The sequence below is a fragment of the Achromobacter sp. 2789STDY5608621 genome, from assembly GCF_001299375.1.
Classification (GTDB): Bacteria; Pseudomonadota; Gammaproteobacteria; order Burkholderiales; family Burkholderiaceae_B; genus Achromobacter; species Achromobacter insuavis.
Genome location: NZ_CYTU01000054.1, coordinates 1 through 23,007, shown reverse-complemented (window position 1 = coordinate 23,007; position 23,007 = coordinate 1). Strand labels below are relative to the sequence as shown.

Genomic DNA, 23,007 nt, shown 5'->3' with positions numbered 1-23,007 from the left:
GTCCTCGAATGGAGACCGACAATGCCACGCCCTTCCGCGTCCACGCCCCTGATCGGCGTGATTCCGCCCTACGTCCTGGACCGCCTGGCGCAGCACGCCGACGCGCGGGTCAGCATGCCGGCGGTCAAGACCCTCATCATCGACCAGCAGCAGCGCGGCCTGCGTGAAATGGCGGCGCAGCCGCCGCGCTCGCAAGTGGCGGCGCCGCGCCGGCAGGGCGAGCCCGGCACGCCGCAACGCGCGTTGCATGACGCCGGCAACACCACCACGCTGCCCGGCAAGCTGGTGCGCGCCGAAGGCGCCAAGGCCAGCGGCGACGCCGCGGTCGATGAGGCCTATGCGCACCTGGGCGCGACCTACAAGCTGTTCCACGACGTCTACCAGCGCGACTCGATCGACGGCGCCGGCCTGCCCCTGGTGGGCACCGTGCATTACGGCGAAGACTACGACAACGCCTTCTGGAACGGCTCGCAGATGGTGTTCGGCGATGGCGATGGCGAGATCTTCAACCGCTTCACCGTGGCGGTCGACATCATCGGCCATGAACTGACCCACGGCGTCATCGACAGCGAGGCGGCGCTGGCCTACCAGGGCCAGTCGGGCGCGCTGAACGAATCGCTGTGCGACGTGTTCGGCGCGCTGGTCAAGCAATACGCGCTGGGCCAGAGCGCGCGCGAGGCCGACTGGCTGGTGGGCCAGGGCCTGTTCCTGCCCAAGGTCAAGGCGCGCGCGCTGCGCTCGATGGCCGAGCCCGGCAGCGCCTATGACGATCCGGTGCTGGGCAAGGATCCGCAGCCGGCGCACATGAGCGCCTATGTCGACACGCCGCAGGACAACGGCGGCGTGCACATCAACTCGGGCATTCCCAACCGCGCCTTCTATCTGGCCGCCACCGCGCTCGACGGCCCGGCCTGGGAAGTCGCCGGCCGCATCTGGTACGACACGCTGCGCGACAAGCGGCTGCGCCACGACGCCGACTTCGCCGCCTTCGCGCGCCTGACGCTCGACGTGGCGCGCAGCGTACGCGGCGATGCCGCGCACAAGGCCGTGGCCGGCGCCTGGGCGGCGGTGGGCATACAGCCATGATCGCGCTGCCGCCGCTCGAACTCACGCTGCGCGTCAGCCTGACGCGCGAAGGCGGGCTGGCGTACCTGCCCGGCCTGGCGCGCACCCGCAGCATCGACCTGACCGATTGCCCGCCGGACCTGCGCCAGGAAGTCGGCGACGCCCTGCGCCGCACCGCGCCGCTGGCGAACCCGGACTGCGCCGCGCAGGGCGGCGACCAGCGCTACTTTCATGTGGAAGTGGTGTTCCGCGATCCGGCCAGCGGCGACAGCGCCAGCCTCGCGTTCGACGTGCCCGAGGCGCAGGCCCCCGACACGCTGGTGCGCCTGTGGCGCAGCCAGGCCGGGCCGCCCTGAGGACGGGCCGCCTCAGCCCGCCTTGCGTTGCGGTTCGGCCGCGTGCGCGCGGAACTGACCGACCTGGATATTGCGGCCCGCCAGCAGGCCGCAGCCCGCCATCGCCACGCATAGCCCGGCGCACAGGCCCAGCGCCACCGACCAGCCGCCCAGGCGGTCATGCAGGGCGCCGACCAGCGTCGGCCCGCTGGCCGCGAACAGATAGCCGATGCATTGCGCCATGCCCGACAACGCGGCCGCCTGCTGCGCATGGCTGGCGCGCAGGCCCACGAACATCAGGCCCAGGATGATGCCGCCGCCGGTGCCCAGGCCCAGCAGCACGATCCACAGCGTGGCCCAGCCCGGCGCCACGATCAGCCCGCTGAACGCCACCAGCGAGGCCGCCGCCGAGCAGAACGCCGCGGCGCGCTGGTCCTTCATGCGGCGCACCACCGGCGCCAGGAACAGCGCCGGCCCGGCCGACATCAGTTGCAGCAGGCCATGCAGCGAGCCGGCGCGCTCGGCCGAGTAGCCGGCGTCGCGCAGGATCGCCGGCAGCCAGCTCACCCCCACGTAGAACACGAACGAATTGATGCCCAGGTACAACGTGACCTGCCAGGCCAGCGGCGAATGCCACAGGCGGCCGCCATGCGGCGCGTGCGCGGTCGACGACGCCGGCGGCGTGTGGTTGGCCAGTTGCGGCAGCCACAGCAACGCGCCGACCAGCGGAATCACCAGCATGCACAGCGTCGAGATGCGCCAGTCGCCGCCGGCCAGGCTGGCCAGCGGCACCGCCAGCGCCGAGGCGGCGCCGGCCGCGATGCTCATGGTCAGCACATAGGCCGAGGTCAGGCCGGCCAGGCGTTGCGGGAAATCGCGCTTGAGCAGGCTGGGCAGCAGCACGTTGCCGATGGCGATGCCCGAGCCGATGACGGCGGTGCCGGCATACAGCGCCCAGGCCTGCCCCTGGCTGCGCAGCACGATGCCGCCGCCGATCAGCAGCAGCGCGAAGAACAGGGTGCGTTCCAGGCCATGGCGGCGCGCCATGCCGGCGGACACCAGCGACACCACGGCGAACGCCAGCAGCGGCAGCGTGATCAGCATGCCGGCGGCGGTGTTCGACAGGCCAAGCTGGTCGCGGATCAGCCCGACCAGCGGCGGCACGCCGGTGACCGGCGCGCGCAGCGCCATGGCGATGAAGAGGATGCCCACGATCAGGAGGACGGGGCGTCGGGAAGCGGGGGAAGGCTGGGAAGGATTCATGACGACAGCTTAGGCAATGCCATCGCTGCTGAATTTCGAGATAATGACAAGATATCCCTAAATCCTGCCAACCCGGGACACCCCACGGCCACCCCATGTATCCGCCGGAAGCCCACAGCCCCTATTTCGATCCCGACATGCCCACGCAATGGACCTACGCCATGCGTGTGGACGCGGCCCGGAACAGCCACGAGTCCCCCACCCACCGGCACCGCATGGGCCAGCTGGTGCTGTCGCTGCAGGGCGCCGTGACCAGCACGGTGCCGCAGGGCCTGTGGATGGTGCCGCCGCGCTACGGCGTCTGGATTCCGGGCGGCACGCCGCACAGCAACCGGGTCACCGACAACGGCCGGGTCTGCTTCCTGTTCGTGCCGGCGGATACCCCGGGCCTGCCGCGCCAGTGCTGCACCCTGGCGATCACGCCGTTGGTGCGCGAGCTGATGATTCACCTGGCCGACCTTTCGCCGGCCGCCACCGCCGAGCCGGCCAACCGCCGGCTGGCCGCGGTGCTGGTCGAACAGTTGGCGCAGATGCCGACCGAGCAGTTGCACCTGCCGCTGTCGGAACACCCGCGCCTGCGCGAGATCGCCACGGCCCTGCACGCCGATCCGGCCGATCGCAGCACGGTGGCCGAATGGGGCCGGCGCCTGGCCATGAGCGAGCGCACGCTGGCGCGCCTGGTGCATCAGGAGGTCGGCATGAGCTTCGGCCGCTGGCGCCAGCAGATGCACATCGTCATGGCGCTGCAGCGGTTGTCGTCGGGCGTGTCGGTGCAGCGCACCGCCGAAGACCTGGGCTACGAATCGGTCAGCGCCTTCATCACCATGTTCCGCAAGACGCTGGGGCAGACGCCGGCGCGCTATTTCGCCGGCAAGGCCGACGGCCGCGACGGCGCCTGAGGCGCGCGAGCGTCAGCGCTTCGGCCCCGCCACCAGGAACAGGCGCGGGAACGGCAGCAGCACCGTGCCGTCCGCCAGCGCGGGATAGGCGCGCGCGATCTCTTCCTGGTAGCGCGCCAGGAACGCGGCCTGCTCGGCGGCGTCCAGCTTGTTCAGGTAGGGCCGCAGGGCCGTGCCCTTGAACCATTCCACCACCGCCTGCGCGCCTGCCAGCGGGTGCAGATAGGTGGTGCGCCACACGTCCAGGCGGTCGCAATGCGGCTTGAGCAGTTCGTAGTACCAGGCGGCGCTGTGGCGCGGCGGATGCTTGACGTCGCCGATCTTGGCGGCCCAGGGGCCGTCGGCGGCGACCTGGCGCGCCAGCTTGTGGGCCGGCTCTTCCAGGTTGTCCGGCGTCTGCACCGCCAGGCTGCCGCCCGGCGCCAGCTTGCCCACCAGGCGCGGATACAGGGTCGCGTGGTCGGGCACCCACTGCAGCGCGGCGTTGGCCAGGATCACGTCGTACTGGCGCGGCGGATTCCAGGTCTCGATATCGGCCAGTTCGAACGCGATCGACGGCAGGCGCTTGCGCGCCGCCACCACCATGTCGTCGGAACTGTCCATGCCGGTCACGTCGGCCTGCGGATAGCGGGCGGCCAGCACTTCGGTGGAGTTGCCGGGGCCGCAGCCCAGGTCGACGGCGCTCGCGACGTTCTCGTTGGGCAATGCCGCGACCAGATCGCGCACCGGACGGGTGCGTTCGTTTTCAAAGGCGGAATACTGTTTGGCGGACCAGGTCATGACGGCTCCTTGCGTGGGTCTGGGTACGTTCCGCACTCTACGCCGCGCCATTCCATATGACAAATATATATAGGGCTACCTATCCATATCCACTGAATATGCCGGCACCCTGTCAGAATGCGGCTATCCCCAATCGGAACCTGATGAATGCCCCTGCAACTGGTCCTGTTGCCCGGCATGGACGGCACCGGCGAGCTGTTTGATCCGCTGCTGTCCGCGCTGCCCTGCGCGCCGCCGCCCGTGGTGCTGCGCTATCCCGTCCGCGAGCCGCTCGGTTACCCCGCGCTGGAACAGCGCGTGCGACAGGCCCTGCCCGCGCAGGCGCCCTTCGTGCTGCTGGCCGAATCCTTCTCTGGCCCCCTGGGCGCCGCCATCGCCGCCGCGCCGCCGCCGAACCTGCGCGGCCTGATCCTGTGCGCCTCGTTCGTGCGCGCGCCGCATCCGCGGCTTGGCCTGGCGCGGCCGCTGGCCAGCTGGCTGCCGGTCACGCTGCTGCCGCGCGCGGTCCTGCATCACCTGTTGCTGGGCGCCCACGGCACGCCGGCGCTGCGCGCCGCGCTGGACCGGGCCGTCGCGCAGGTGGCGCCCGCCGTCATGCGGGCCCGCCTCCAGGCCGTGATGGCCGCCGACCAGCGCGCGGCGTTTGCCGGCGTGCGCCTGCCGCTGCTGTATCTGCAGGCGCGCCACGATCGCGTGGTGCCGCCCGCCGCCGCCGCGCTGGTCGAGCAATTGGCGCCGCAGACCCGCCGGGTCGAGATCGACGCGCCGCACTGCCTGTTGCAGGCCGCGCCCGAGGCCGCCGCCGCGGCCATCGCCGATTTCCTGCGCACGCTCGAGGCGGCCCCGCGATGAAAAAAGGGCCCGCCATGGGCGGGCCCCTTACACGCGCCGTACGCGCTTACTCCGTCTTCAGCTCGGGTTGCGACGCCCCCGAGCGGGTCTTCCACAGCGAGAACAGCACCCCGCCGCCGATCAGGCCGAAGGTCACCGACAGCGACACCACGGCGGGAATCTTGCCGATGAAGCCGACCAGGAAGATCTTCGTGCCGATGAACACCAGCACCAGCGACAGCGCGTACTTCAGGTAGTGGAAGCGGTGGATCATCGCCGCCAGCGCGAAGTACAGCGCGCGCAGGCCCAGGATCGCGAAGATGTTGCTGGTGTACACGATGAACGGGTCGGTGGTGATGGCGAAGATCGCCGGCACCGAGTCCACCGCGAACAACAGGTCCACGAACTCGATCAGCACCAGGGCCAGGAACAGCGGCGTGGCCCAGCGCACCGTCTTGCCCGTGGCCGCATCCGGCTCGCGCACCCAGAAGGCGTTGCCGCGCAGGCCTTCCGTGACGCGCATGCGGCGCTTCAGGAACTTCAGGATCGGGTTGGTGGCGATGTCCGGCTCCTGGTCGGCGATCATCCACATCTTGATGCCAGTGAACACGAGGAAAGCGCCGAACAGATACATCAACCAGCCGAAGTTGCTGACCAGCGCGGCGCCCAGGCCGATCATGATGGCGCGCAGCACGATCACCCCCAGGATGCCCCAGAACAGTACGCGGTGCTGGAACTGGCGCGGGATGGCGAAGAAGCTGAAGATCAGCGCGATCACGAAGACGTTGTCCAGCGACAGCGATTTCTCGATCAGGAAGCCCGTGTAATAGGCCATGCCGCTGGACGGGCCCATCTGCCACCAGACCCAGCCGCCGAACAGCAACGCGGCCGAGATGTAACCGGCCGACAGCAGCAGGCTTTCGCGCACGCCGATCTCGCGGTCTTCCTTGTGCAGCACGCCCAGGTCGAAGACCAGCAGGGAGATGACGATGCCGATGAACAGCAGCCAGCTCCAGGCCGGCGTGCCGGCGAAGTCGGCTTGTAGAAATGAGAGCAAGGCTTCCATGATGTTCCCGCTGATGTGTGAAGGCCCTCATGATCCGGATCCCGGGTCGATGGAGAAATCAGCCTGAAAGTGAGTTATGGTTCGAAAAAACCGAAGTGAATCTCACCATGCTCAATTACCGCCACCTGTACTACTTCTGGATGGTCGCCAAGGAAGGCGGCTTCTCGCGCGCCGCCGAGCGGCTCGACATGGCCATCCAGACCATCAGCGCCCAGGTGCGCGAACTGGAAAAGAACCTGGGCCACCAGCTGCTGCGCCCGGCCGGCCGCGGCGTGGCCCTGACCGACGCCGGCCAGGCCGCCTTCGCCCGCGCCGAGGAAATCTTCCAGATCGGCCAGGAATTGCCGCAGGAGGTCCGCGCCGCCGCCACCAAGCCGGTGATGCGGCTGTCGGTGGGCCTGTCGGACGGCATCTCCAAGCTGGCCGCCCACGCGCTGCTGGGGCCGGTGCTGGACACCCCGGACCTGCGCCTGACCTGTCACGAGGGCGAGGTCGAGGAATTGCTGGGCGAACTGGCGCGCCACCACCTGGACCTGGTGCTGGCCGGCCAGGGCGCGCCGGCCAACCCCAACCTGCGCCTGACCAGCGACCGGCTGGTGTCCTCGCCGGTGGACTGGTACGGCCCGGCGCGGCTGGTGCGCAAGGCCGACAGCCAGGACTTCCCCCACTGCCTGGAGCGCCTGCCGGTGCTGCTGCCCACCGGCCACTCGGTGCTGCGCCAGACGCTGGACCGGTGGTTCAATGAACAGGGCCTGCGGCCCAACGTGGTCGGCGAGTTCGAGGACAGCGCGTTGATGTCGGTGTTCGCCGCGCGCGGCCTGGGCGTGTTCCCGCTCAGCCGCCTGGGCGGCGACGACGTCGGCCTGCTGCGCGGCCTGCGCCCGCTGGCGCGCTGCGACAGCGTGCACGAGGAGATCTACGGCATCCGCAACCGCCGCGGGCAGCACCATCCGCTGGTGCAGCAGATACTGGCGCATGCCAAGACTTCGGTTTTTTCTTAATGATTGTCACAAAGACGCTGGTTTTTCAGAATGGCTTTCCGCTCTATCGTGGCGTTTCTTTCCTGAATCACCGGAGTACCCCGCAATGAAAAAAATCATCTGGCTCGGTTTCGCCGTGCTGGCCGCGCTATGGACCGGATTGGTGGCGCTGACGCTGCAACTGACCGACTGGGTGCTGGCCACCATCGCCTCGGCGCAGGTGCCCGGCGCCACGGCCATCGGCTCCGCCCAATGGGCCGCGCCCGCCTGGGCCGCCCCCTGGGTCGACGCCGGCCTGATCCAGTCGCTGCAAGCCGGCCTGGTCTGGCTGGTGCAGGGCCTGAACCAGATCCTGCCCGCCGCCGGCAGCCTGGGCACCTGGATCGCCGTGCTGGGCTGGCTGTTCTGGGGCTTCATCATGGCCGCCCTGCTGGTGCTGGCGCTGATCCTGCACTGGCTGGCCGGCAGGCGCCCGCAGGGCGACGGCCCCGGCCGCCAAGTGGTGTAATAAGGCAGGCAACGCGGCGTCCCGGCGCGCTGCCTCCTTACAGGAGCGTACCGTGCCGTCCCGACTTTTCCGCGTCGCCATCCTGCCCGCCGCCGTCCTGGCGGCGGCGTCCGCGCAAGCGAACACACCGCCTTATGGCATCGAGGTGTGCACGCTGACCGGCACGTCGGGGCAGTACAGCGTGCGGGTGCGCAACACCGGTTCGGCCCCGCTGGCGCGCGCCGACGTCACCGGCGTGCGGCTGGACGGCGGCGGCCAGGCGCAGGGCAACATCAGCGTCAGCCTCACGGCCATTCCCCCCGGCCGCTACGAGACCGCGATCCTGGCGCGCCACGGCGAATCGGCCGCGCTGGTCAGCATCGCCACCTACCAATCCGTCAACGGCGTCGAAACCCGGCAGCAGGAATTGTTCGCCGGCAAGGTCGCCCATGTCTCGCCCGGCTCGGCCCTGCAATACACGCTGGCGCCGCTGGCGGTGCGCGGCTGGACCGTGGCCTATGGCGGCCCCAACAGCCCCAGGCTGGAATCCGGCAGCGCCGTGTTGCTGGCCTATCCGGCGCGCAGCGGCAAGAAGATGGATACCCGGCCGGAAGCGGGCCGCGCGCCCGCCGACGTGGTGCCGCTGGCGCCCTGCCCCGCGCCGCGCGGCAGATAGGGACGCAGCGGGCGCCGCCCACGAGGGCGCCCATGGCATGACGGCGCTAGGTGCCGTTCAGCAGGTCGCGCTCGTTCAGCAGCGCGTAGACGATCTCGGGTCTGTTGTCGAAGCCGCGGCGGATGGCGGCCGGAATCGACGAACGCGTCTTGCGGCACAGGCCGGGCTGGTCATCGAGCTGGATGGCGATGCCGCGCGTGGTGCGCACCTCGTTGTCGCTGGGAACGATGCGCACCACGATGCCCAGCTGCGCCTGCATGCGGCCCTGCATGGCGCGCAGGTCTTCCAGGCTGGCGATGTTCTCCAGCCGCGCCACCAGGCGCTTTTCCTCTTCCTTGGTGAGCCGCAGGATGCGCGCGTCGGCCGCTGGATCGGCCAGCAGCCGGTCGCGGTCGCACATACAGGCGCCCGGCGGGCATTCTTGACGGATGGGGAACGGGAGGTTCATGGCGCGCGCATCGCAAGCTATCCGATGATTCTACCCAGGAACCTCCGGCCGCCGCGAGCCTCGCCGCGCGACCGCGCCAGGACGGCGCGCGGCGCGGCCGCTCGGGCATAATGCGCCGAGAAGAAATCCGGGAGGCGCTGCCTTGAAAATGTTCCTGCTTGCGGCCATGCTGGCCGGCGCCGGTGTCAGCGCCGACGCATTCGCGCGCGACCATGCCTACGACATCAAGCCGGGCCTGCGGGCGGTGGTGACCGTCGACGGCGCCGCGCCGCAGCGCGTCAGCGTCCGCGTCGGCAAGGGCGCGCCACAGGAAATCGCCCGCCTCGACGACGAGGCGGTGGACGTCTTCGAGACGCCCGACATCGACCACGACGGCTACCGCGACCTGGTCATCGGCCAGAGCGGCGGCGGCGGCCAGGTCCAGGCCCGGCTGTTCCTGTACCGGCCCAAGGAAGGCAGGTTCCGCGAGATCGCGCACCCCGCGCCGCAGGCCAGCCCGTGCCACCAGTTCGTCAACCCCGTGTTCGATGCCGCCAAGGCGGCCTTCTCGGTGGGCTGCCGCTACGGCGCCGACAGCAACGGCACCGAAGACTACGCGCTGCGCCCCGATGGCACCGCGCGCCCGCTGCAGTGGACCACCCAGGCGCTGTTCGACCTGGAGGACCGCGCCTTCGAGCTGACCTACGGCTTCCATGAAGACGGCACGGTGGCGCACATCCAGATCGACGGCGAAGGCTCGCCGCTGGAGGGCGACAGCGCCGTGCCCTTCGACCGGCTCGACCTGTACGACGCGCCCGACGTGAAGGCGCTGTCGACGCGGACCGCCAAGGCCGGCGACCCTCTCGACGTGATCGCGCTGCGTCCGCAGTGGCTGCAGGTGCGTCTGGCCGGCGCGGCCGCCGATGCGCCGCCGGCGTGGGTGCGCTACGCCGACCTGAAGATCGACAAGCATCGCTATGCCCCGGCGGCGCGCACGCCCACGAGCGGCCTGATGCTGTCGGTCTATGGCCACCTGGGCACCACGCTGTACGAGGCCGGCGGCCGCTTCACGCTGCACGTGACCAACCTCGGCCCGGACCCGGTGCGCCTGCAATCGCCCCGCGTCTGGCTGCTGTTCATCGACGCGCAGGATCGACGCACGCTGCAGCCGCTGTACCAGCGCCCGCCGGTGACGCTGGCCGCGCCCGCCGCCGCGGCCGCCGCCGCGCAGGCCTCCTCCGGCTATGCCGACAACGCCGACCGGCCCGCGACGCCCGCGGGCCCGCGCCACGTGGCCGACTGGGCCGATGATCCGGTGCTGTGGCGCCCGGACGGCAACGGCGGGCACGAATACCAGGTGAGCGCCGGCAACGGCCAGTACGTGCCCTTCTTCCCCGACCTGGCTCCCGGCCGCTACCGGCTGGTCGTGGCGCTGACGGATCCGGCCGCCGCGCCCCGCCCGGTCTACTCGAACGTCATCGAGGTCGACCTGCCCTTCCCCAAGCGCCAATGAGCGCGGCCCGCTGGCGCCGCCGCGCCCTTGTCGCCGTCGCCGGCCTGGTCGCCGCCGTGGCGCTGGCCGCCGCCGCCCTGGTCGCGGCGGGCCTGCTGGCCGACGCCCCGCCCGCCGACGTCGCCGTGGTGCTGGGCAACACGGTCGCGCCCGACGGCAAGCCCTCGCCGCGCCTGGCCGCCCGGCTCGACCGCGCCTACGACTGCTATGCCGCCGCGCGCTGCCGCGTGCTGTTCGTCAGCGGCGGCGTCGATCCGGCCGGCCACGACGAAGCGGCGGTGATGCGCGACTACCTGATCGCGCGCGGCGTGCCGGCCGACCGGGTGGTCGCGGACAGTCTCGGCAACGACTCCTGGGCCACCGCCCGCCACGCCAGCGCCTACATGCGCGAGCACGGCTACGCCAGCGCCACCGCCATCACGCAGTACTTCCACGTGCCGCGCACCATGCTGGCGCTCAGGCGCCACGGCGTGCAACAGGTCGGCGGCGCCTCGCCGCGCTATGCCGAGGCGCGCGACCTGTATTCGATCCTGCGCGAGCTGCCGGCCATCGCCTGGTACGCGCTGCGGCCGCTATAGTTTCCCTTCCTCTCTTTCCACAGACGCTACCGTGCATATCTTCCACAACCCCGTCCACGGCAAACACGATGGCCGCCAGGAAATGTTCCGCGGCAGGCTGGTGCCCTGTCACGAGACCCCGGCCCGGCTCGAATACGTGCTGGACGCCCTGCGCCAGCGCGGCATCGGCACGCTGCAGGCGCCGGCCGCGCCCGACCTGGACCTGATCCGGCGCGTGCACAGCCCGCGCTACGTCGACTTCCTGCAAGGCGCGTGGGCCGACTGGATCGCGCTGGATCCGGCCAATGCCGAGCTCGACATCCTGCCGTCGGTATGGCCGGTGCGCGGCTTCCGCCACGACATCTCGCCCAGCAACTTCGCCGCGCGCGTCGGCCTGTTCTCGTTCGACAGCGGCAGCCCGCTGACGGCGGGCACCTGGGAGGCGGCGGCCGCCGGCGCGGCCTGCGCCATCGACGCCGCGCGCGCGGTCTCCAGCGGCCACGGTCCGCGCGCCGCCATGGCGCTGACGCGCCCGCCCGGCCATCACGCCGGCGCCGACTTCTTCGGCGGCTACTGCTTCCTGAACAACGCGGCCCTGGCGGCGCAGGCGCTGCGCGAGGCCGGCGCCGAACGCGTCGCGGTGCTGGATATCGACTACCACCACGGCAACGGCACCCAGAGCATCTTCTACGAGCGCGGCGACGTGCTGACCGTGTCGGTGCATGGCGACCCGACCACCGAATATCCCTTCTTCCTGGGTTATGCCGACGAACCCGGCCAGGGCGCCGGCCTGGGCGCCAACCTGAACCTGCCGCTGGCGGCCGGCACCGATTTCGCCGGCTGGACCGAGGCGCTCGAACAGGGCCTGGCCGCCATCGGCCGCTTCAAGCCGGACGCGCTGGTGATCGCGCTGGGCGTGGACACCTACGAAGGCGATCCGATCTCGAAATTCAAGCTGCGCAGCGCCGACTATCTGCAGGTCGGCGCGCGGCTGGCCCGGCTGGGCCTGCCCACCGTGTTCACCATGGAAGGCGGCTACGCGGTGGCCGAGGTCGGCACCAACGTCGCCAACGTGCTGGAAGGCTACGCCGGCTGAGCGGCGGCGGCCATCCGCCGCCACACGGCCTCGACCGCGGCGCGCGCGTCGCTGCGGTCCTTGAATGCCAGGATCGCCACCTCGATGTCCCAGGCGCGGTTGGCCAAGGGCACGAGGTCGGCCGTCTCCAGCCGCCGCAGCGCGCTGTCGGCCAGCCACGCCACGCCCAGCCCCTGCGCCGCCATGTCGCCCAGCACGTCCGACATCTCCGCCTCGAACAGGCGCACGCCGTGCAGGGGCTCCGGCCCGCTCTCAATGGCGGCGTCGATCAGGCGCGCGAAATAGACGCTGGGCGAATACATCAGCAACGGCACCGGCCGCGCCGTGGTGCCCGGCAGGTCCAGCCCCTCGCGTTCGACCAGGGCGCGCGCCGCGTACGGCCGTATCAGCTCGCGCCCCAGCGTCAGGCAGTCGTAGCGCGACAGGTCCAGCGGCAGCGGCTGCGCCACCTGGTGGAAACAGATCAGCAGATCGGCCGCGCCCGAGGTGAAGGCCGACACCGTGTCATGCACGTTGCCCGTCTGCAGGCTGCAGCTGAGCTGCTGGCCCGCGCTCCAGTCGCGCCACCAGCGCGGCAGGTGGGTCGTCGCCAGGGCATAGGAGGTGGCCAGGCGCAGCTGGTTGCGCGCCGGCACGGCGGCGATGCCCGCGCGCGCCTCGACCAGCTGGTTGACCAGTTCGATGGCCGCGACGCGGAAGCGCTCGCCCGCCTCGGTCAGCTGGGTCGGGAAGGCCGAACGGTCGATCAGGCGCGCGCCGGCCCAGTTCTCCAGGCTCTGGATGCGGCGGCTGAAGGCCGCCTGCGACAGATTGCGGGCCTCGGCCGCGCGCGTGAAATTGCGCAGCTCCGACAGGGTGATGAAGTCCTGCAGCCACCGGGTATCCATACCGCTCCTTGCGCGATTCGCATGGGCCATGCGCGCCATGCATGGCGGCGCATGCGTACTTCGCATTGGACGCCGGCGCCGCGCCGCCAGACACTGCGTCCGTCGGTTCCGCATTGGAACCTGCCTTTTGCCGGAGTGTAAACATGGATCAAACCCTGCGTGCGGCGGCCCGCGAATACCTCATCCGCTACGGCAGCGACACCTTCCCCAACCTGTTCAAGTCGGCCAAGGGCACGGTGGTGCGCGACGACACCGGCCGCGAGATCCTCGACTTCACCTCGGGCCAGATGTGCGCCACCATCGGCCACAACCACCCGGCCATCGTCGACGCGGTGCGCCGCGCCGGGGAAACCGCCTTCCACTTCTTCAGCGGCATGATCCCGGAAGCCGTGGCGCAACTGGCCGCGACGATGGCGCGCGACTGGATGCCGACCGGCATGACCAAGTCGATCTTCGTCAACACCGGTTCCGAGAGCAACGAGATCGCGCTGCGCATGGCCAAGATGCACAAGAGCGGCTTCGAGATCCTGGCGGTGGGCGGCTCGTGGCACGGCGTCACCAGCGGCGCCGGCTCGGTCTCGTACGCCAGCGACCGCAAGGGCTATGGCGTGCCGCCGGCCGGCGTGTTCGTCATGCCCGAACCGAACTCGTACCGCCCCTACATCGCCGGCCTGGACGCCGAACAGTCGGCGCTGGCCTGCCTGGAGATCGGCCTGAAGATGTTCGACATGGCCTCGGCCGGCCGGCCCGCGGCCATCATCGTCGAACCGGTGATCAGCGCCGGCGGCGTGCTGGTGCCGCCCAAGTCATACATGCAGGCCCTGCGCCGCGCCGCCGACGCGCGCGGCATGCTGCTGATCTTCGACGAGGCGCAGACCGCCTTCGGCCGTCTCGGCTGCCGCACCGGCTCGGAACACTTCGGCGTCACGCCCGACATCATCAGCGTCTCCAAGACCCTGGGCGGCGGCCTGCCGCTGGCGGCCACCATCACCACGCCCGCCATCGAACAGGACGTGCACGAGAAGGGCTTCACCTTCTACACCAGCCACGTCTCGGACCCGCTGCCCGCCACCGTCGGCCTGGCGGTGCTGGAGACCCTGCAACGCGAGCAGCTGCTGGAGCGCGCCCGCCGCCAGGGCGACTACCTGCGCCGCGGCCTGCTGGAACTGCAACAGCGCCACGAAGCCATCGGCGACGTGCGCGGCCTGGGCCTGCTGCTGGGCGTGGAACTGGTGCAGGACCGCGCCACGCGCGAGCCGTATCACGCGCTCGGCGCCCTGACCACGCAGCGCTGCTTCGAGCTGGGGTTGTCGATGAACATCCGCCGCCGCCCCGAGCGCGGCTCGGTCTGGCGCATCGCGCCGCCGCTGACCGTCAGCAATGACGAGATCGACCGCGCCGTCTCGATCCTGGACCAGGCCCTGACCGAAAGCCTGGACCAGATCGCCAAGCCCCGCGCGCTGAGCGCCTGAACCGTCTCACCCTGGCGCCGGGCCGGGCCCGGCCGGAGAACGCAATGCCGATATTCCGAACCGCGGCCGGCGCCCTGGCGCTGGCCACCGTCACCAGCCTGGCCCACGCCGGCCCCACCCTCGACACCGTCAAGAAGCGGGGCTACGTGCAGTGCGGCGTGTCCACCGGCATCCAGGGCTTTTCCTCGCCGGACAGCAAGGGCAACTGGCAGGGACTGGACGTGGACATGTGCCGCGCCATCGCCGCCACCGTCTTCAACGACGCCAGCAAATTCCGCCTGACGCCGTTGACCACGCAGGCGCGCTTCACCGCGCTGCAATCGGGCGAGGTCGACGTGCTGACGCGCAACGTCACGCCGACGATGGCGCGCGACACCACGCTGGGCCTGATCAGCACTGGCGTGAACTATTACGACAGCCAGGGCGTGATGGTGTCGGCCAAGCTCGGCGTCAAGAAGCTCAGGGAACTGGACGGCGCCACCATCTGCGTGCAGCCCGGCACCGTCACCGAGCTCGACCTGGCCGACTGGTTCCGCGCCAACGGGCTCAAGTTCAAGCCGGTGGTGATCGACAAGTACGACGAGATCGTGCGCGCCTTCGCGGCCGGCCGCTGCGACGCCTTCACCTCCGACAAATCGCAGCTGGCGGCCTCGCGCACCACGCTGGAGCAGCCGGACAATTACCTGATCCTGGACGAGAACATCGCCAAGAGCCCGCTCGGCCCGATGGTGCGCCAGGGCGACGACAACTGGTTCAACGTGGTGCGCTGGACGCTCAACGCCATGCTCGAAGCAGAGGAATTCGGCGTCACCTCGGCCAACGTCGACAGCCAGCTGAAAAGCAACAACCCCAACGTGCAGCGCATCCTGGGCGTGACGCCAGGCATGGGCAAGAACCTGGGGGTGGACGACAAGTGGGCCTACAGCATCGTCAAGCAGGTCGGCAACTACGGCGAGAGCTTTGAGCGCAACCTGGGGATGGCCAGCGCGATGAAGCTGCCGCGCGGCCTGAACGCGCAATGGCGCGACGGCGGCCAGATGTACGGCTGGCCGGTGCGCTGACCCGCGCAGTACGGGCGGACAGTGCGGGCGGACAGCCCGGACGAGCCTGTCCGCGCCACGCATTGCCGCGCCCTCGGGCGCGGCGGTCTTTCCCGGGATCAGGCGCCGCGCGTCCCGCGCCGCCACCACAGCGCCTCGCACAGCCACAGCAAGGGCCAGGCCAGCAACAGTCCGACCAGCAGCGTCGGCAGCCAGGGCGCCGCCTGCGGCGGCGTGCCGCCCTGCAGCATCGCCGGACTGTAGAGCAGGAACGCGGACACGAAGCCGCGCGACCAGATATCGCGAAAACCCGCGCCGCGTCCCAGCGCCGCGGCCAGCATGCACAGCACGATGAAGCCGGGGTCGCCGCCGCCGCGATACCAGGCCGGAATGACCTGCGGATCCAACGGCCGGTAGATCGCGATCGCGGTCAGCAGCGCGCCCAGCGCCAGGGCGCGCACCCATCTGAATGAAGACCCCGTGTCCTGGCCGCGTGTTGGCGTCATCTGTCCGTCAGTCACGCGTTTCCAGCGCCTTGTTGATGCGTAGCGCCAGCAGCGTGCACGCGGTGCCAGACAGCAGGTAGATGCTGACCGCCACCAGCCCGAAGCGCGCCGACAGCCCCAGCGCCACCAGCGGCGCGAAGGCCGCGCCGATCAGCCAGGCCATGTCGGTGGTGAGCGCCGCGCCGGTGTAGCGGAAACGCTTGGTGAAGTTGGCCGTCACCGTGCCGGACGCCTGGCCGTACGACAGCCCCAGCAGCGCGAAGCCGATCAGGATGAAGGCGTCCTGCGCCTTGGGACTGCCGCCCAGCAGCCACGGCGTGAACAGCGCGAACACGCCGATCAGCGCGGCCAGCAGGCCCAGCGTGGTGCGCCGGCCGATGCGGTCGGCGATCCAGCCCGAGGCGATGGTGCCCAGGATGCCCACGCCCGCGCCGATGATCTGCACGATCAGCACATCGGAGATCTGCTGCGTGGCGCTGACCGCGATCCACGACAGCGGGAACACCGTCACCAGGTGGAACAGCGCATAGCTGGCCAGCGCCGCGAATGCGCCCAGGAAAAGGTTGTAGCCCTGCTCGCGCACCATCTGGCCGGTGCCGATGGGTTCGAGCTCGCCCTCTTCGAGCAGCTGCGTGTATTCCTCGGTCAGCACCAGCCGCAGCCGCGCGAACAGCGCCACCACGTTGATGGCGAAGGCGACGAAGAACGGATAGCGCCAGCCCCAGTCGAGGAAGTCGGCCTCGGTCAGCGTCAGGTGCAGGAACAGGAACAGCGCGCTGGCGATCATGAAGCCGATGGGCGCGCCCAGCTGGCCCAGCATCGCGTACCAGCCGCGGCGCTTGGGCGGCGCGTTCAGCGCCAGCAATGACGGCAGGCCGTCCCAGGAGCCGCCAAAGGCCAGCCCCTGCAGGCAGCGGAACACCGCCAGCAGCACGATGGCGTGCGAGCCGATGACGTTGTAGCCGGGCAGGAAGGCCATGCCCACCGTGGCGGTGCCGAGCAGGAACAGGGCGATCGTGAGCTTGGTGCCGCGTCCCCAGCGCCGCTGGATCGCCATCGAAACCGCGGTGCCGATGGGGCGCGCGATGAACGCGAACGAGAAGATGACAAAGGCCCACAGCGTGCCTTCGAGCTGCGGTTCGAACGGGAAGAACACCCGTGGAAACACCAGCACGCAGGCGATGCCGAAGACGAAGAAGTCGAAGTATTCGGAGGCGCGCCCGATGACGACCCCCACGGCGATTTCGCCCGGCGCCACCTTGGCGTGGCTGGCCGCGCCCCCTGTCGCGCCCGGACTGGGCAAGGGGGAGGCATGACCGGGATACTGCGTGGTGGTCGCCATGTGAGTGCTCGCTGAAAGGAGGTTTTGGAAAACGCCTTGTCTACGCTTTTTGCAACACACTCGTATGTACACTCGAAGGCCTGGCGGGCCGCGGCGCCATGGCGACCGGCCCTGCCCCGCACGCCTTCCCGTGCATACTTTTGCTCTTTTTACCCTAGATTTTTCGCGGCTTCCAGCGTAGTGTTGCGTTTACCTCCCACGGTTACGTTTCGGGGTATGGCCATGCCGTCTTTCCCAAGGTTCCGCGGATTGTTGCTGTTAGCCGCCCTGCCATTGCTCTCCGGATGCAATGCGGTGCTGCTCTCACCATCAGGCGACATCGCGGTGCAGCAGCGCAACCTGATCATCATCTCGACCGGCTTGATGCTGCTCATCATCGTGCCGGTGATCTTCCTGACCTTCCTGTTCGCGTGGCGCTATCGCGCCAGCAACCGCGACGCGCACTACGACCCCGACTGGAACCACTCCACCATGCTGGAGCTGCTGATCTGGGCCGCGCCGCTGCTGATCATCATCGCGCTCGGCGCGCTCACCTGGGTCAGCACCCACCAGCTCGATCCCTACCGCCCGCTGGCGCGCCTGTCCGAAGGCCGCGAGGTGCCGCCCGGCACCAAGCCGCTGGTGGTCGAAGTGGTGGCGCTCGACTGGAAGTGGCTGTTCCTCTATCCCGAGCAGGGCGTGGCCGCGGTCAATGAACTGGCCGCGCCGGTCGACCGCCCGATCCAGTTCAAGATCACCTCGTCCACGGTGATGAACTCGTTCTTCATCCCGGCGCTGGCCGGCCAGATCTACGCCATGCCGGGCATGCAGACCACGCTGCACGCGGTCATCAACCATCCCGGCGAATACGAGGGCCTGTCGGCCAACTACAGCGGCGCGGGCTTTTCCGGCATGCGCTTCCGCTTCCACGGCCTGGACCAGCAGGGCTTCGACAAGTGGGTCGCCGACGCCCGCGCCTCCGGCGCCACGCTCGGCCGCGACACCTACCTGAAACTGGAGCAGCCCAGCGAACGCAACCCGGTGCAGCGCTACGCCAGCGTCGCGCCCGGCCTGTTCGACGCCATCGTCAACCGCTGCGTGGAACCGAACCGCATGTGCATGAAGGACGCCATGGCGATCGACGCCGGCGGCGGCATGGGCATCCCCGGCGCGCGCAACATCGCCAGCCTGGATGCGGCCACGCGCGAGCGCCTGGGCCTGGCCGATGCGCCGCCGCGCAAGTACGTCGGCGCCATGTGCACCTCGGCGGCGGAACTGGCGCTGTAGCGGCGTCGCCGCCGCCACGGCGCAGCGCGTGAAATCAAGGTATTCCCCCTGGAAACCGAGCCCTGGAAACCGAGATGACTGATCAACCAGACCTCACCAAGCTGATCTTCGGTCGCCTGACCTGGGACGCCATCCCCTTGCACGAGCCGATCCTGCTGGCGACTTTCGCCATGGTGGCGATCGGCGGCATCGTGGTGCTGGGCGCCATCACCTACTACCGCAAGTGGGGCTACCTGTGGCACGAGTGGTTCACCAGCATCGACCACAAGAAGATCGGCATCATGTACATGATCCTGGGGCTGGTGATGCTGCTGCGCGGCTTCGCCGACGCCATCATGATGCGGCTGCAGCAGGCCGTGGCCTTCGGCGATTCCACCGGCTACCTGCCGCCGCACCACTACGACCAGATCTTCACGGCGCACGGCGTCATCATGATCTTCTTCGTGGCCATGCCGCTGGTCACGGGGCTGATGAACTACGTGGTGCCGCTGCAGATCGGCGCGCGCGACGTGGCCTTTCCGTTCCTGAACAACTTCAGCTTCTGGATGACCACCGGCGGCGTGGTGCTGGTGATGATGTCGCTGTTCGTCGGCGAGTTCGCCCGCACCGGGTGGCTGGCGTATCCGCCTTTATCGGGCATCGCGCAGAGTCCGGACGTGGGGGTCGACTACTACATATGGGCCTTGCAGATCGCGGGGGTCGGCACATTGCTGTCCGGCGTGAATCTGCTGGTCACCATCGTCAAGATGCGCGCGCCCGGCATGTCGCTGATGCGCATGCCGGTGTTCACCTGGACCGCGCTGTGCACCAACGTGCTGATCGTGGCGGCGTTCCCGGTGCTGACGGCGGTGCTGGCGCTGCTGTCGATGGACCGCTACGTCGGCACCAACTTCTTCACGGCCGACTTCGGCGGCAACGCCATGATGTACGTGAACCTGATCTGGATCTGGGGCCATCCCGAGGTCTACATCCTGATCCTGCCGGCGTTCGGCATCTTCTCGGAAGTGGTCGCCACCTTCTGCCGCAAGCGCCTGTTCGGCTACGCGTCGATGGTCTACGCCACGGTCGTGATCACGGTGCTGTCGTACCTGGTTTGGCTGCACCACTTCTTCACCATGGGGTCCGGGGCCAGCGTGAACTCGTTCTTCGGGATCACCACCATGATCATCTCGATCCCGACCGGGGCCAAGATCTTCAACTGGCTGTTCACCATGTACCGCGGCCGCATCCGCTTCGAGGTGCCGATGCTGTGGACCATGGGCTTCATGGTCACCTTCGTGATCGGCGGCATGACCGGCGTGCTGCTGGCGGTGCCGCCGGCCGACTTCGCGCTGCACAACAGCCTGTTCCTGATTGCCCACTTCCACAACGTCATCATCGGCGGCGTGCTGTTCGGCCTGATGGCCGGCATCACCTACTGGTTCCCCAAGGCCTTCGGCTACAAGCTCGATCCGTTCTGGGGCAAGTGCTCGTTCTGGTTCTGGCTGGTGGGCTTCTACTTCGCCTTCATGCCGCTGTACGTGCTGGGCCTGATGGGCGTGACGCGCCGCGTCAACCACTTCGAGGACATGTCGCTGCAGATCTGGTTCCAGGTGGCCGCGTTCGGCGCCTTCCTGATCGCCATCGGCATCGCCTGCTTCCTGATCCAGCTGGTGGTCAGCTACCGCCGCCGCGATTCGCTGCGCGACGAGACCGGCGACCCGTGGGACGGCCGCACACTGGAATGGTCGACCTCATCGCCGCCGCCCAACTACAACTTCGCCTTCACGCCGCGGGTGCATGACCAGGACGCCTGGTGGCAGATGAAGCAGCACGGCTACCAGCGCCCGCAGACCGGCTTCATCCCCATCCACATGCCCAAGAACACCTGGGCCGGCATCGTGCTGGCGGCCATCAGCGTGGTGATGGGCTTCGCGCTGATCTGGCACATGTGGCCGCTGGCGGTGCTGTCGTTCGCCGCGCTGATCATCGTGTCCATCGTCCATACCTTCAACTACAAGCGCGAGTACTACGTGCCGGCCGACGAGGTCGTGCGCACGGAGGACGCCCGCACTCACCTGTTGGCGAAACATGTCTGATACCCTGGCCCCCACCCTGCCCGGCGGCGCCACGCCGCCCCCGGAGCCCGTGTTCCACGTGGCCGGCGAGCACCACCCGAAGAACGGCACGCTGCTGGGCTTCTGGGTGTATCTGATGAGCGACTGTCTCATCTTCGCCTGCCTGTTCGCCACCTACGGCGTGCTGGGACGCAACTACGCCGCGGGCCCGTCCGGCGCCGACCTGTTCGACCTGCCGCTGGTGGCGGTCAACACCTCGCTGCTGCTGCTCTCGTCCATCACCTACGGCTTCGCCATGCTGGAGATGCGGCGCAACCGGGTCGGCGCCACGCAGGGCTGGCTGGCGGTCACCGGCCTGCTGGGGCTGGGCTTCCTGTCGCTGGAACTGTATGAGTTCGCGCACCTGATCCACATCGGCGCCGGGCCGCAGCGCAGCGCCTTCCTGTCGTCGTTCTTCACGCTGGTGGGCACGCACGGGCTGCACGTCACGTTCGGCATCGTCTGGCTGGTGACGATGATGGTGCAGGTGCGCATGCACGGCCTGATCCCCGAGAACCGCCGCCGGCTGATGTGCCTGTCGATGTTCTGGCACTTCCTGGACCTGATCTGGGTCGGCGTGTTCACCTTTGTCTACCTGATGGGAGTGCTGCCATGAACGCCCATGCCGACCACGCGGGCCACGGCCACGGTCACGGCCACCATGACGATGACGACGGCGCCGCCCATGGCACCCTGAAAAGCTACGTCACCGGCTTCATCCTGGCGGCCATCCTGACCGCGATCCCGTTCTGGCTGGTGATGGACCGGGTGTTCGAAAGCTCGCGCACCACGGCGCTGATCATCCTGGCCTTCGCGGCGGTCCAGATCGTGGTGCACATCATCTATTTCCTGCACATGGATGCCAAGTCCGAAAGCGGCTGGAACATGTTGGCGTTAATATTCACGCTGGTGCTGGTCGTGATCACGCTCAGCGGATCCATCTGGATCATGTATCACCTGAACTCCAACATGATGCCCATGTCGATCCACGACATGCGGAATATGCCCTGACGTGATGGCGGCAACAAAAGACTCTACGCATTCCGGCGACACCCCCCGCAATCCCCGCAGCGCAACCACCCTGGCCGTCCTGGGCGTGGTTGCGGTCGCGCTGTTCGCGGGCCTGTGCGCCCTCGGTACCTGGCAGGTGCACCGCCTGGCCTGGAAGCAGAACCTGATCGCGCAGGTGGACCAGCGGGCGCACGCGCCCGCCACGCCCGCCCCCGCTCGCGCCGACTGGCCGGCGCTGACCGCCGACAACGCCGAATACCGCCGCGTGTCGGCCAGCGGCGCCTACCAGTACGACAAGCAGACGCTGGTGCAGGCCGCCACCGAGCTGGGCAGCGGCTACTGGGTCATGACGCCGCTGCAATTGGCGGATGGCGGCGGCACGGTGCTGGTCAACCGCGGCTTCGTGCTGCCCGAATGGCGCAAGCGCCAGGCCGCCGGCGGCCAGCCCGCGGCGGACGCCGCGCCGGTCAAGGTCGACGGCCTGCTGCGCATGGGCGAGCCGGGCAACGGCTTCCTGCGCAACAACGATCCGGCCGCCAACCTCTGGTATTCGCGTGACCTGCCCGCCATCGCCCAGGCGCGCGGGCTGGGCGAGGTGGCGCCCTACTTCATCGACGCCGACGCCGCCCCAGGCGCCGGCCGCGATCCGACGCAGGCGCCGGTCGGCGGCCTGACGACGCTGACCTTCCCCAACAACCACCTGGTCTACGCCATCACCTGGTACGCCCTGGCCGTCATGATCATCGTCGGCGCCGGCATCGTGGCGCGCGAGGAACGGCGGCTGCGCGCGCGCCGCTGACCGGATCAGATCAGGCCCGAATCGACCATCACAGAGCGGGCGTAGGATACCGGCGTCGCAAACGCCCACGGTATCCCCGCCATGCCTCTTTCCGTCATCGTCATCGGCGCCGGCATCGCCGGCCTGACGGCCGCGCACCGCCTGTCGCAACACGGCGTGCGCGTCACTGTCCTGGAAGCCCGGGACCGGGTCGGCGGCCGCATGAGCACCGACCTGCGCCACGGCTGGCGCATCGATCGGGGCGCGCAGTTCCTGTCCAGCGGCTACGCCCGCATCCACGCCCTGCTGGCCGAGACCGGCCTGCTGGCCTCCTGCCGCCCCACCTCCGGCTGGAGCGCGACCGTGGCCGATGGCCGCGTCCGGCGCCTGCACGCGCGGCGGCCCTGGACCCTGGCGTCATCCGGCCTGATGGGCAAGCGGGAGCTGCTGCGGCTGGGCTGTCGCATGGCGGCCGGCATGCGCGGCACCGCCCGCCTGCCGCTCGATGACTATGCCGCCTGGAGCGACTGGGACGACGGCGACACCGCCGCCTGGGCCGCCCGACTGGCGGGCGAGCGCGGCCTGGACTACCTGTTCGAGCCGATGCTCGAGGGGGTCTATTTCCAGGCGCCCG

The 23,007-nt window shown here is 69.4% G+C and carries 25 protein-coding genes; 18 read left to right on the top strand and 7 right to left on the bottom strand.

The window, feature by feature from the left end:
- The first annotated feature begins 21 nt into the window (after positions 1-21).
- Together AOZ53_RS29045 and AOZ53_RS29040 are read left to right on the top strand one after the other, a co-directional pair.
- The gene (locus AOZ53_RS29045; RefSeq protein ID WP_054428695.1) at positions 22-1,086 is read left to right on the top strand and encodes a M4 family metallopeptidase; all 1,065 of its coding nucleotides are present in this window, start codon (positions 22-24) and stop codon (positions 1,084-1,086) included.
- Positions 1,083-1,421 carry a protealysin inhibitor emfourin gene (locus AOZ53_RS29040; RefSeq protein ID WP_054428696.1) on the top strand — a complete coding sequence of 113 codons (339 nt, stop codon included), beginning with the start codon at positions 1,083-1,085 and terminating at the stop codon, positions 1,419-1,421. Before AOZ53_RS29045 ends, AOZ53_RS29040 begins: the two co-directional genes overlap by 4 nt.
- A gap of 12 nt (positions 1,422-1,433) precedes the next feature.
- Here AOZ53_RS29040 and AOZ53_RS29035 read toward each other — a convergent pair whose 3' ends face one another.
- On the bottom strand, positions 1,434-2,663 hold the full coding sequence (locus AOZ53_RS29035) for an MFS transporter (RefSeq protein ID WP_054490422.1): 1,230 nt from the start codon (positions 2,661-2,663) through the stop codon (positions 1,434-1,436).
- Between the two features lie 95 nt (positions 2,664-2,758).
- On the opposite strand from AOZ53_RS29035, the gene AOZ53_RS29030 reads away from it, so the two are divergent.
- Positions 2,759-3,562, top strand: a complete 804-nt coding sequence (locus tag AOZ53_RS29030) for an AraC family transcriptional regulator (protein ID WP_054490420.1) — start codon at positions 2,759-2,761, stop codon at positions 3,560-3,562.
- Positions 3,563-3,574: 12 nt separating this feature from the next.
- Here AOZ53_RS29030 and tam read toward each other — a convergent pair whose 3' ends face one another.
- Positions 3,575-4,342, bottom strand: a complete 768-nt coding sequence (gene tam, locus AOZ53_RS29025; protein ID WP_054490417.1) for a trans-aconitate 2-methyltransferase — start codon at positions 4,340-4,342, stop codon at positions 3,575-3,577.
- Between the two features lie 147 nt (positions 4,343-4,489).
- Between tam and AOZ53_RS29020 the strand changes: the two genes are divergently transcribed.
- Positions 4,490-5,194, top strand: a complete 705-nt coding sequence (locus tag AOZ53_RS29020) for a serine aminopeptidase domain-containing protein (protein ID WP_054428699.1) — start codon at positions 4,490-4,492, stop codon at positions 5,192-5,194.
- 46 nt (positions 5,195-5,240) lie between these two features.
- On the opposite strand, the gene AOZ53_RS29015 is transcribed toward AOZ53_RS29020, so the two are convergent.
- Entirely contained in the window at positions 5,241-6,239 is a 999-nt protein-coding gene (locus AOZ53_RS29015) for a TerC family protein (RefSeq protein ID WP_054428700.1), read from the bottom strand.
- Between the two features lie 107 nt (positions 6,240-6,346).
- On the opposite strand from AOZ53_RS29015, the gene AOZ53_RS29010 reads away from it, so the two are divergent.
- The 3 genes from AOZ53_RS29010 to AOZ53_RS29000 all read left to right on the top strand — a co-directional run bounded on the left by AOZ53_RS29010 (position 6,347) and on the right by AOZ53_RS29000 (position 8,382).
- Positions 6,347-7,240, top strand: coding sequence for a LysR family transcriptional regulator (locus AOZ53_RS29010; RefSeq protein ID WP_054428701.1), 894 nt, complete (start codon positions 6,347-6,349; stop codon positions 7,238-7,240).
- An 85-nt stretch (positions 7,241-7,325) separates the two neighbouring features.
- The gene (locus AOZ53_RS29005) at positions 7,326-7,727 is read left to right on the top strand and encodes a hypothetical protein (RefSeq protein ID WP_054428702.1); all 402 of its coding nucleotides are present in this window, start codon (positions 7,326-7,328) and stop codon (positions 7,725-7,727) included.
- A 52-nt stretch (positions 7,728-7,779) separates the two neighbouring features.
- Entirely contained in the window at positions 7,780-8,382 is a 603-nt protein-coding gene (locus AOZ53_RS29000; protein WP_054428703.1) for a hypothetical protein, read from the top strand.
- A gap of 46 nt (positions 8,383-8,428) precedes the next feature.
- On the opposite strand, the gene AOZ53_RS28995 is transcribed toward AOZ53_RS29000, so the two are convergent.
- Positions 8,429-8,830 carry a hypothetical protein gene (locus AOZ53_RS28995; protein ID WP_054490415.1) on the bottom strand — a complete coding sequence of 134 codons (402 nt, stop codon included), beginning with the start codon at positions 8,828-8,830 and terminating at the stop codon, positions 8,429-8,431.
- Positions 8,831-8,978: 148 nt separating this feature from the next.
- Here AOZ53_RS28995 and AOZ53_RS28990 point away from each other — a divergent pair, with 148 nt between their 5' ends.
- The 3 genes from AOZ53_RS28990 to AOZ53_RS28980 are packed head-to-tail and all read left to right on the top strand — an operon-like array spanning position 8,979 to position 11,975.
- On the top strand, positions 8,979-10,322 hold the full coding sequence (locus AOZ53_RS28990) for a hypothetical protein (protein ID WP_054490413.1): 1,344 nt from the start codon (positions 8,979-8,981) through the stop codon (positions 10,320-10,322).
- On the top strand, positions 10,319-10,900 hold the full coding sequence (locus AOZ53_RS28985; RefSeq protein WP_054490411.1) for a SanA/YdcF family protein: 582 nt from the start codon (positions 10,319-10,321) through the stop codon (positions 10,898-10,900). The genes AOZ53_RS28990 and AOZ53_RS28985 overlap by 4 nt, the downstream gene beginning before the upstream one ends.
- A 31-nt stretch (positions 10,901-10,931) precedes the next feature.
- The gene (locus AOZ53_RS28980) at positions 10,932-11,975 is read left to right on the top strand and encodes a histone deacetylase family protein (RefSeq protein WP_054428707.1); all 1,044 of its coding nucleotides are present in this window, start codon (positions 10,932-10,934) and stop codon (positions 11,973-11,975) included.
- Here AOZ53_RS28980 and AOZ53_RS28975 read toward each other — a convergent pair.
- On the bottom strand, positions 11,963-12,862 hold the full coding sequence (locus AOZ53_RS28975) for a LysR family transcriptional regulator (protein ID WP_054490409.1): 900 nt from the start codon (positions 12,860-12,862) through the stop codon (positions 11,963-11,965). The two genes, AOZ53_RS28980 and AOZ53_RS28975, sit on opposite strands and share 13 nt — an antisense overlap.
- 143 nt (positions 12,863-13,005) lie before the next feature.
- On the opposite strand from AOZ53_RS28975, the gene AOZ53_RS28970 reads away from it, so the two are divergent.
- Positions 13,006-14,334: an aspartate aminotransferase family protein gene (locus AOZ53_RS28970; RefSeq protein ID WP_054490408.1), complete on the top strand. Its 1,329-nt coding sequence runs from the start codon at positions 13,006-13,008 to the stop codon at positions 14,332-14,334.
- Between the two features lie 44 nt (positions 14,335-14,378).
- Positions 14,379-15,395: an amino acid ABC transporter substrate-binding protein gene (locus AOZ53_RS28965; RefSeq protein WP_054490406.1), complete on the top strand. Its 1,017-nt coding sequence runs from the start codon at positions 14,379-14,381 to the stop codon at positions 15,393-15,395.
- Positions 15,396-15,493: 98 nt separating this feature from the next.
- Here AOZ53_RS28965 and AOZ53_RS28960 read toward each other — a convergent pair whose 3' ends face one another.
- The gene (locus AOZ53_RS28960; protein WP_156333563.1) at positions 15,494-15,895 is read right to left on the bottom strand and encodes a hypothetical protein; all 402 of its coding nucleotides are present in this window, start codon (positions 15,893-15,895) and stop codon (positions 15,494-15,496) included.
- Positions 15,888-17,222 (bottom strand): MFS transporter, encoded by a 1,335-nt coding sequence (locus tag AOZ53_RS28955; RefSeq protein ID WP_054479047.1) that lies wholly within the window; start codon positions 17,220-17,222, stop codon positions 15,888-15,890. Before AOZ53_RS28955 ends, AOZ53_RS28960 begins: the two co-directional genes overlap by 8 nt.
- A gap of 222 nt (positions 17,223-17,444) precedes the next feature.
- Here AOZ53_RS28955 and cyoA point away from each other — a divergent pair, with 222 nt between their 5' ends.
- From cyoA to AOZ53_RS34495, 6 genes are all read left to right on the top strand, one after another.
- Positions 17,445-18,488, top strand: a complete 1,044-nt coding sequence (cyoA, locus tag AOZ53_RS28950; RefSeq protein WP_054490430.1) for a ubiquinol oxidase subunit II — start codon at positions 17,445-17,447, stop codon at positions 18,486-18,488.
- 74 nt (positions 18,489-18,562) lie between these two features.
- Positions 18,563-20,566: a cytochrome o ubiquinol oxidase subunit I gene (cyoB, locus tag AOZ53_RS28945; protein ID WP_054428713.1), complete on the top strand. Its 2,004-nt coding sequence runs from the start codon at positions 18,563-18,565 to the stop codon at positions 20,564-20,566.
- The gene (cyoC, locus tag AOZ53_RS28940; RefSeq protein ID WP_054428714.1) at positions 20,559-21,200 is read left to right on the top strand and encodes a cytochrome o ubiquinol oxidase subunit III; all 642 of its coding nucleotides are present in this window, start codon (positions 20,559-20,561) and stop codon (positions 21,198-21,200) included. The genes cyoB and cyoC overlap by 8 nt, the downstream gene beginning before the upstream one ends.
- Positions 21,197-21,595, top strand: a complete 399-nt coding sequence (gene cyoD, locus AOZ53_RS28935) for a cytochrome o ubiquinol oxidase subunit IV (RefSeq protein ID WP_054428715.1) — start codon at positions 21,197-21,199, stop codon at positions 21,593-21,595. The genes cyoC and cyoD overlap by 4 nt, the downstream gene beginning before the upstream one ends.
- Before the next feature lie 4 nt (positions 21,596-21,599).
- Positions 21,600-22,394 (top strand): SURF1 family protein, encoded by a 795-nt coding sequence (locus tag AOZ53_RS28930; RefSeq protein ID WP_082385809.1) that lies wholly within the window; start codon positions 21,600-21,602, stop codon positions 22,392-22,394.
- 81 nt (positions 22,395-22,475) lie between these two features.
- Positions 22,476-23,007, top strand: a 532-nt coding sequence (locus AOZ53_RS34495) for an FAD-dependent oxidoreductase (RefSeq protein ID WP_156333562.1), incomplete at its 3' end; no start/stop codon positions are given.